Origin of the sequence: Mesorhizobium sp. M7A.F.Ca.CA.001.08.2.1, assembly GCF_003998455.1 — a bacterium.
Lineage (GTDB): Bacteria > Pseudomonadota > Alphaproteobacteria > Rhizobiales > Rhizobiaceae > Mesorhizobium > Mesorhizobium ciceri.
In genome coordinates this window covers 1-8,971 of record NZ_RZPW01000196.1, presented here as the reverse complement: position 1 = coordinate 8,971, position 8,971 = coordinate 1, and the positions used below count along the sequence as shown (strand labels likewise).

At 62.8% G+C, this 8,971-nt stretch carries 7 protein-coding genes and 1 pseudogene; 4 read left to right on the top strand and 4 right to left on the bottom strand.

The features are described from left to right. The coding region (locus EN914_RS13980) for an ABC transporter substrate-binding protein (protein WP_127389128.1) at positions 1 to 1,137 on the bottom strand (1,137 nt) is incomplete at its 3' end. Between the two features lie 255 nt (positions 1,138 to 1,392). Next, complete coding sequence (locus tag EN914_RS13975; protein ID WP_024502299.1) at positions 1,393 to 2,178, bottom strand: SDR family NAD(P)-dependent oxidoreductase; 786 nt, start codon at positions 2,176 to 2,178, stop codon at positions 1,393 to 1,395. 99 nt (positions 2,179 to 2,277) lie between these two features. Between EN914_RS13975 and uxuA the strand changes: the two genes are divergently transcribed. From uxuA to EN914_RS13955, 4 genes are all read left to right on the top strand, one after another. Beyond that, positions 2,278 to 3,462, top strand: a complete 1,185-nt coding sequence (gene uxuA, locus EN914_RS13970; protein ID WP_013530312.1) for a mannonate dehydratase — start codon at positions 2,278 to 2,280, stop codon at positions 3,460 to 3,462. Between the two features lie 316 nt (positions 3,463 to 3,778). Further along, positions 3,779 to 4,798, top strand: a complete 1,020-nt coding sequence (locus EN914_RS13965) for an isopenicillin N synthase family oxygenase (protein WP_024502300.1) — start codon at positions 3,779 to 3,781, stop codon at positions 4,796 to 4,798. A 335-nt stretch (positions 4,799 to 5,133) separates the two neighbouring features. Continuing rightward, positions 5,134 to 6,456 carry an LLM class flavin-dependent oxidoreductase gene (locus EN914_RS13960; RefSeq protein ID WP_013530314.1) on the top strand — a complete coding sequence of 441 codons (1,323 nt, stop codon included), beginning with the start codon at positions 5,134 to 5,136 and terminating at the stop codon, positions 6,454 to 6,456. Between the two features lie 25 nt (positions 6,457 to 6,481). Further along, positions 6,482 to 7,501: an NADP-dependent oxidoreductase gene (locus tag EN914_RS13955; protein ID WP_024502301.1), complete on the top strand. Its 1,020-nt coding sequence runs from the start codon at positions 6,482 to 6,484 to the stop codon at positions 7,499 to 7,501. A gap of 180 nt (positions 7,502 to 7,681) precedes the next feature. Here EN914_RS13955 and EN914_RS13950 read toward each other — a convergent pair whose 3' ends face one another. Next, positions 7,682 to 8,449: an N-formylglutamate amidohydrolase gene (locus tag EN914_RS13950; RefSeq protein WP_024502302.1), complete on the bottom strand. Its 768-nt coding sequence runs from the start codon at positions 8,447 to 8,449 to the stop codon at positions 7,682 to 7,684. Continuing rightward, positions 8,449 to 8,971, bottom strand: a pseudogene (locus tag EN914_RS13945) (glutamine synthetase); the annotation flags it as partial. The pseudogene EN914_RS13945 and the gene EN914_RS13950, both read right to left, overlap by 1 nt.

Here is an 8,971-nt window from a genome sequence, read left to right as displayed (position 1 = left end):
CGGCACGCCCTTGATCGAGGCCGCGATCGGCTGTTCCGGCGCGAGGTAGAGCGTCGCGACTTCAGGCCGTGTCAGATATTCGATGAATTTGACCGCGGCATCGAGCTTCTCGGGCGGGATCGAGGAGGCGACGCACATGCCGTTGTCGGCACCGCCGCCATGGCCAGGCGCGCCCGGCGTTCCGTCCATTTTCGGAAAGGCGAAGACGCCCCATTTGAAGTCCTTGACGCTCGACTGGAGCGACGGGATTTCCCAGGTGCCGCCATAATACATGGCGCTCTTGCCGGCGGCGAAGGCCGCACGCATGCCGTCCTGGTCGACGGAAAGCGAATCCTTGGAAAGGATGCCATCATCGACCCATTGCTTGATCAGCTTGAACCCCTCGACATCGGGCGCGTCGGTGAACTTCGCCGTGCCCTCGAGGTTCTTCTGCGTCTTGCCGACCGAGTCGCCCGATGCCTGCGAAAAGGTCTCGAAGTACCACATCGGCCACATCACGGTGTTCGAGCCCTGATGCAGCAAAGGGATCACGCCCGCGGTCTTGAACTTCGGCACGGCTGCCTTCAGGTCGTCATAGGTTGGCGGGACAGGAATGGCGAGCTTCTGAAAGAGATCGACATTGTAGAAGATCGTCGATGTCGACAGCGTCGAGATCGGCACGCCATAGACTTGCCCGTTGACCGTGAAGGCGCCAAGTGCAGCGGCGTCGATCCTGTCCTGGAACGGCTTGATCTTGTCGGTAATCGGCATCACCAGTTTGCGCCTGACATAGGCACCATTGGTGTAGAAGGCCGGGCAGGCGATCAGATCCATTTCCTGATTTGCAAGTTTTGCGGTCATCACGCGCTGAATGGAATCGGTTTGTGGCCCCTGGGCATCCCACTCGATCGCGGCGACGTCGGGGTTGGCCTTGAGGAAGCCGTCGATAACCTGCTGCTGGATTTTCTTCTGCTCGTCCGGCGGCTGACGCGGCGCGAGTTCGTCGAGCGCCGAGCCGCCGAAAATCTTGAGCGTGATCCCTTCGGCGTGGCCGATGCCGGGCACTGTAATCAGGCCGAGGCCTAGCAGTGCGGCGGCAAGGATGGGAGCGGCGGGACGTTGTTTCGGACGATGGGTCACTCTCTGCTGAAGGGGCATCTGGCTCTCCTTTACGCCAATGCCGAGGGGCAACCTCGGGACCAATATCGTTGATGGTCATATGATCTTGGTCGCCTGTTGATGTTTTTGTCAATCGGCAAGAATGCCTATTATTTCATCGATCGCACCGCCCCCTTTCGTGTTCGGCGTGGCCCGTGCGGTGTTCGATTTGCTTGAGCATTGATCTGCAAGAATTCGGCAAACCAATTGTCGGATGCCGGCCGCTCCCGCTAAAGGCCAGGCCCCATTCGCGATCTACTTCACGCCGATGCCGGCGGTCAGGCCGCCATCGATCTTGTAATCCGCGCCAGTGCAGAAGCCGGCCTTCGACGAACACAGGAAAGCGATAAGTTCGGCCACCTCCTCCGGCTCGCCGATGCGCCCGATGGGGTGCGCTTCGCCGAAGCGCTTGTAGGCGGCCTCGACATCGGCGTCCGTGCCGTTCTCGCCGCGGGCGGCCTTCTCCAGGATCGGGGTGCGGATCGAGCCGGGGCTGACGGAATTGACGCGGATGCCGGAGCGCGCATGGTCGAGGGCCAGGGCACGCGTCAGCGTGTGGATGGCGCCCTTGGTGGTGGCATAGGCGGCGACGTTTTGCTGGCAGGCAAAGCCCTGCACCGAAGCGACGTTGACGATGGCGCCGCCGCCCCTGCGGACCATTTCCGGGATGCCGAAATGCGCGGTCAGATAGATCGACCCGACATTGACCGACATCGCCTTGTTCCAGGTCTCGAAATCGGTGCTGACGGCGGTTCCGTACGGATGCACCGCCGCCGAATTGACGACGATATCGAGGCCGCCGAACCGCTCCACGCCGGCCGCGACCGCGTCGCGAACCTGATCGGGCACCGAGACGTCGGCGCCTATGACCAGCGCCCCGGCTCCGGAGCTTTCCAGTTCCGCTTTCAACGCAGCGTTGGCCGCGCGGTCGATGCCGCAGGCGATGATCGCAGCGCCCCCTGCAGCGAGGCGTCTGGCGGTTGCGAGGCCAATCCCGGTCGTCCCCGTCACCAAGGCAACCTTGCCGTCCAAATCCTTCATTGGGAAAACTCCTTCATTCGCTGTCCGAAACCGGTTCCTAGTTTGACACCCATTGTGGTCCAACAATAGGTTGCCATCCTCTCGCAGAAGGAAGCGGCAATGGAACAGTGCTGGCGCTGGTATGGACCAAACGACCCGGTAACGCTCGATCATGTCAGGCAGGCCGGTGCGACCGGCGTGGTGAGCGCCTTGCACGATATCTATGACGGGCGCGCCTGGCCGCTCGAGAGCATTCTGGAGCGCAAGCGTGTCATCGAGGCCGCCGGCCTGACATGGTCGGTGGTCGAGAGCATTCCGGTCCACAACTCCTTCAAGATCGGCGCGCCGGAACGCGAGCGCTACGCCGGCTACTATCGCGACTCAATCCGCGCGCTCGCCAAGGCCGGCATTGCGACGGTCTGCTACAATTTCATGCCGGTGGTCGACTGGACCCGCACGGATCTCGCCTATCGGCTGCCGACGACGGGCTATGCGCTGCGTTTCGACGCCATCGATTTCGCAGCCTACGACCTGTTCGTGCTGAAGCGCGTCAATGCCGAAGCCGGCTATACCGCTGCCCGTATCGCCGAAGCGGAAGCGCGGCTGAAGGAATTGAGCAGCGAAGCGATCGACAGGATCGAACGCAACCTGATCGCCGGCCTGCCGGCGACCGAGCGCAGCTATGACAGGGACAGTTTTCGCGAGGCCCTGGCGGACTACGATGCGATCGGACCAAAGGAGCTGCGCCAAAACCTTGCCTGGTTCCTGCGCGAGATCATTCCGGTGGCCGAAGAGGAGGGGGTGCGCATGTGCATCCATCCCGACGACCCGCCCTTCTCGCTCTATGGCTTGCCACGCATCGTTTCGACAGCCGAGGATGCGCGTTTCATCCTTAACGCCGTCGACAGCCCCGCCAACGGCCTGACGTTCTGCACCGGCTCTTATGGCACGCGCGCCGACAATGACATCGTCGCCATGGTCAAGGAATTCGCCGACCGCATCCACTTTGTCCACCTCCGCAACATCACCATCGAGGATGACGGCTCGTTCTACGAAGCCGAGCATCTCGAAGGCGGCACCGACATGGCGCATGTTATCCTCGCTCTGATGCAGGAAGAGGCGCGCCGTCGCAGGGAAGGCCGTGCCGACTGGCGCATTCCGATGCGACCAGACCATGGCCATCTGCTTGCCGACGACATCGGCAAGACCAGGATCAACCCCGGCTATTCGCTGATCGGCCGGCTGAAGGGCCTCGCCGAGCTGCGCGGCATCATGCGCGCCATCGAGCGGTTCGAGCTGGCTTGAAGCCGTCCTGCCGGTCGGCTGGCGGGATTTACAGACGATCACGCGCGATTGCGCTTCCGCTGCGACTTATACGCTGTCGCACTGGAAAGTGCGGTCCACGAGAGGCATGGCGGGTAAAGCACTTGTTGGGAAATTATTTGCCGACAGGTCATAATATGCAGCGCTGACGTTCTTCCATCCGGCCCGGATTGGACTTCCTGTTGCTTTGATCGGCACGCCTTGCGTGTCACTTTGAGATGCATTCATGCTCGAAGCTCTTGCCGGTGGTCGCTTCTACTTCTCCTAAGCCAGGGCAGAGAAAAGAAGGAAGCTGACCATGCCCAGAATTGTGCCGGTGCTTGACCTGAGCCGCCTCGAACAAGGTGCGTCCGAGTATCGTACCTTTCTCCTGGACCTGCGTACGGCAGCCCGGGACGTTGGCTTCTTCTATCTCAGCGGCCACGGAATTTCCGCCCCGGAGATCGACGACGTGCTCGATGCCTCGCGACGGTTCTTCGCGTTGCCGGAGGCCGACAAGCTGGCCATCGAAATGGTCAAATCCCAGCAGTTTCGCGGCTACACCCGCGCCGGCGGCGAACTGACCAAGGGCGCGGCCGACTGGCGTGAGCAACTCGACATCGGCGTCGAGCGCCAGCCCGTAGCGCAGGGACCTGGAATTGCACCGTGGACACGGCTGCAGGGGCCGAACCAGTGGCCGTCTGCACTGCCGGAGCTCAAGCCGGCACTGCTTGCATGGCAGGCCAAGGCGACCGCGGTGGCCATTCGGCTGCTGAAAGCCTTCGCACTATCGCTCGATCAGCCCGAGGACGCCTTCGACGCGATCTATCGGGACTCGCCCAACCATCGCATGAAGATCGTCCGTTATCCCGGCCGTGACGCGACCGAAGGCGACCAGGGCGTCGGCGCGCACAAGGATGGCGGTTTCCTCACCCTGCTGCTGCAGGACGACAACAAGGGCCTGCAGGTCGAATATGACGGAAGCTGGGTGAATGTGGATCCGCTCCCTGGAACGCTGGTCGTCAACATTGGCGAACTGCTCGAACTGGCATCGAATGGGTATTTGCGTGCCACCGTTCACCGCGTCGTGACGCCGCCTGCCGGCGTCGAGCGGATCTCCGTTCCCTTCTTCTTCAGTGCGCGGCTGGACGCGACCATACCGCTTCTGACCCTGCCCGAGGAATTGGCGGCCGAAGCGCGCGGGCCGGCAAGCGATCCGGACAATCCGTTGTTTCGCGATGTCGGCACCAATGTGCTCAAAAGCCGACTGCGTTCACATCCCGACGTGGCACGCCGCCACTATGCCGATCTTCTCGAGGCCGGAGCGGCGGCTTCGTGAACTCAGCTCTGCACGAATTTTTGCCGTTTCATATGTTTTTTGGAATGCCATTCGTCGCCAAGGCTTCGAGATAGGCGCAAAAAGGTAAAATCGTTTAGCGGTTTCCTCCCATTCCGCTGGACGGTGTTCCCCTCTGAAGGTTCAAACCTTCTTTTGGCCGGGCCGCATTCGAGCCCGGCCATTTTTTGTCCTGGTCCCGGACAGCGCAAAACCTATGCTGCAAAAGGCCGGTGTGGAGGAACAGGATATCTTCCCGAGTTGCGCGGACCGTCCGATCCTGAGTTTAGGATTCGAGCGCTAGTGCTCGACTGTATCGATCGGTCGAAACGACTTTCATGACACAAAAACAATTGCACCTCGGCGCCTTCATGCGCCCCGTCAGCCTGCATACCGGCGCCTGGCGCTATCCGGGCGCCTATGCCGACGCCAATTTCAATTTCGCGCATCTGAAGCGCTTCGCCCAGACCTTGGAGGCGGCGAAGTTCGACGCCTTCTTCATGGCCGACCATCTGGCCGTTCTCAACATGCCGATCGAGGCGCTGCGGCGCAGCCACACGGTCACCTCGTTCGAGCCGTTCACGCTTTTGTCGGCGCTCGCCGCCGTCACCGACCATATCGGGCTGGTCGCCACCGCATCGACGACGTTCGACGCGCCCTATCATGTTGCCCGCCGCTTCGCCTCGCTCGACCATATCAGCGGCGGACGCGCCGGCTGGAACATCGTCACCACGTCCAATCCGGATGCGGCGCTCAATTTCGGCCTCGACGAGCATGTCGAGCATGACGAGCGCTACCGGCGGGCCCGGGAATTCTACGATGTCGTCACCGGCCTGTGGGACAGCTTTGCCGACGATGCCTTCATCCGCGACGCCGAAAGCGGGTTCTATTTCGACCCGGCCAGGCTGCATGTGCTCGACCACAAGGGTGAGCATCTCTCGGTGCGCGGCCCACTCAACATCGCGCGGCCAATCCAGGGCTGGCCGGTCATCGTGCAGGCCGGCGCCTCGGAGGCAGGACGCCAACTGGCGGCGGAGACAGCGGAGGTCATTTTCGCCGCCCATGCCGATCTCGCGGCCGGGCAGCGCTTCTTCGCCGACGTCAAAGGCCGTGCGGAAAGGCTTGGCCGGTCGCGTGACGACATCAAGATCCTGCCCGGCGCCTTTGTCGTTGTCGGCGACAGCGTCGAGGACGCGCAGGCCAGGCGGGCGAAGCTCGACAGTCTCGTCTACTACGAGAGCGGCATCGCCTCGCTGTCGATCGCCATCGGACATGACGCGTCCGGTTTTGATCCCGACGCGCCCTTGCCCGAAATCCCCGAGACCAATGCCTCGAAGAGTGGCCGCGAGCGCGTCATCGAACTGGCACGCGAGGAGAACCTGACCGTCAGGCAGCTTGCGCAAAGGCTGGGCGGCTATTCCGGCCTTGCTTTTGTCGGCACGCCTGAAACAATCGCCGACGAGATGGAGGAATGGCTGATCGGCGAGGGTTCCGACGGGTTCAACATCATGTTTCCATACCTGCCCGCCGGGCTCGATGATTTTGCCGAGAAGGTGGTGCCGGAATTGCAACGGCGAGGGATCTTCAGGCGGCAATATGAAGGGTCGACACTGCGCGAGAATCTCGGCCTGAAGCGTCCGCCCAACCGGTTTTTCGAGTAGAGCCTTCTTCGCAGGGAGATTTTCGATGTCGATCCAGTCCAACACCCGCATCGTGCTCGCGGCGCGGCCACAAGGCCGGCCAAAGCCGGATGATTTCCGCATCGAGACGGTTGATGTCGTCCAGCCGGGAGAGGGCGAACTGCTGCTGCAGATCCTCTATCTGTCGCTCGATCCCTATATGCGCGGGCGCATGAACGCTACGAAATCCTATGCCAGGCCCGTCGACGTCGACGGCGTGATGGAAGGCGGTACCGTTGCGCGCGTCGTGATCTCTCGCCACCCGGAATTTACCGAAGGGGATATCGTGTTGTCCCATTCCGGCTGGCAGAGTTTTGCCTTGTCCGACGGTGTCGGGCTGCGCAAGCTGGATCCCGCTGCGGCACCCATCACTACGGCGCTTGGCGTGCTCGGCATGCCGGGCTTCACGGCCTATGCCGGTCTGCTCACCATCGGGCAGCCGAAGCCTGGCGAGACGGTCGTCGTGGCGGCCGCCAGCGGCGCGGTCGGGTCGGCCGTTGGCCAGATCGCGCGCATCAAGGGCGCGCGTGCCGTCGGCATTGCCGGCGGTGCCGACAAGTGCGCCTTCGTGCGAGACGAACTCGGCTTCGATGCGGTCGTCGATCACCGTGCCGATGATTTTGCCGAGCAGTTGAAGGCAGCCTGCCCCGGTGGCATCGACATCTATTTCGAGAATGTCGGTGGTCCTGTCTGGGACGCGGTGTTTCCGCTGCTGAACGAATTTGCGCGTGTGCCGGTCTGCGGGCTGATCGCGCAGTACAACGTCATCGCGGATGCCGGCGTCGACCGGTTGCCGGTATTGATGCAGCAAGTGCTGCACCGCAGCCTGACGATCAGGGGGTTTATCCAGCGTGAATTTGTCGACCAGCGCCCGGCCTTCTATCGTGAGATGGCCGAATGGATATCGTCCGGCCGCGTCCGCTACAGGGAAGATATCGTCGATGGCATCGAAAATGCACCACAGGCCTTTCTCGGCCTTCTCGATGGCAAGAATTTCGGCAAGCTGATCGTGCGTATCGCGGAATAGATGCCGCGCAACGATCAGGCGGGGCTGCTTGGGTAATTTCTGCCGCAGCCGTGGCCGCGGGACGTGATTGCCAGCAGCCGCCGATCAGCCGGTTGCCCCGGCCGCCGATGACGTTGAGCGGCGAGAAACGCAACTTGCCGATCTGGGCGATGGTCGCGGCGTCGCGCTCGCTTGGATTGCTCACGGCACGGTTTCCGTCTCGAGTGCCGGCAGTGCCGCCGCCAGCCGGTCCGCCCATTCCTCGATGCCGGACCGTGTCGACAAAAGATCCTGCCGGATCTCGACGAGGACGGCGGCGATGCCGCGATCGTCGCCATGAATGGGCACGGCGTAGTCGGCGTCGCGGCTGATCACATAGGGCACGTTGGCCGCGACATTGAGCGCCGCATCGGTGCGCAGGCCCGAAAGGATCGCTTCGGCGAGACCTCTTGCTTGGTCATGCAGCACGCCGGCATGCCAGGGCCTGCTGACGCCGAGGAAGACCGGCGTGAAAGAATGGATCGTCACGATCCGCGTCTGCCGGCCTGCTTGTGCCCGGCGGTCGAGATAAGCGGTCACCCGGTCATGGAACGGCGAAAAGATGATCTCGGCGCGCCGGGTCCGCTCCGCCGCATCGATGCCGACATTCCCGGGAATGTCGGTGTCTTCCGACAGTACCGGAATGCTGCCTGGCGTGCCCAGTGGCCGGTTGAGGTCGATCAGCAGCCGCGAATAGCCGCTGAGGAAGGCCGGAGCATCGAGCTTCGACGACAGCAGGCGGGTCACTTCGGCGGCGCCGATATCCCAGGCGATGTGGCGCTGCAGATGGTGGGCATCGAGGCCAAGCTGTCGATACTCGACCGGCATGTGGTTGGACGCATGCTCGCACAACAGCACGATATCGGAACGGCCGTGCTCGTTGAGGGCCTCGACGGCCTCGGGCCAATCTTTTTTTGTCACTGCGGTCATCAATAGAGCGTCCGGTAGAGATCGCAGATGGAGGCCGGATCGAGACCGGCAAGACGCTCGGCTTCATGTCGCTTGAGGCCGACGAAGGTTTCGATGAAGACGGGCGCGAACCATCCCGTCACGGTGCCGTCGGCCAGCAGCGCGTCCAGTGCCGCGGGCAGGGTTTCGGGCAGGCGCACCAGACCAAGACTTGCCCGCTCCGCCTCGCTCATCAGTGTCGGGTCGCCGGTGACCAAAGGTGGCGACGGCAGGCCCGCCTTCAGCCCTTCCAGCCCGGCGCGGATGATCGCCGCCAGCGACAGATAGGGATTGCCGGTGGCGTCGGCGGCCCGGTATTCGATGTTGTATTGCCGCGCCGGATCCCGTCCGCCGATCGTCACCGTCGGGCAGATGCGCAGCGACGCCTCGCGGTCGCGGTCGGCAAGCCAGGTGTAGGAAGAACTCCAGCTGTGCGGCTTCAGCCGGTAGAAGGACGACACGCTCGACGCCGTCATGGCGGTCATCCCAGGCAGATGGCGCAGC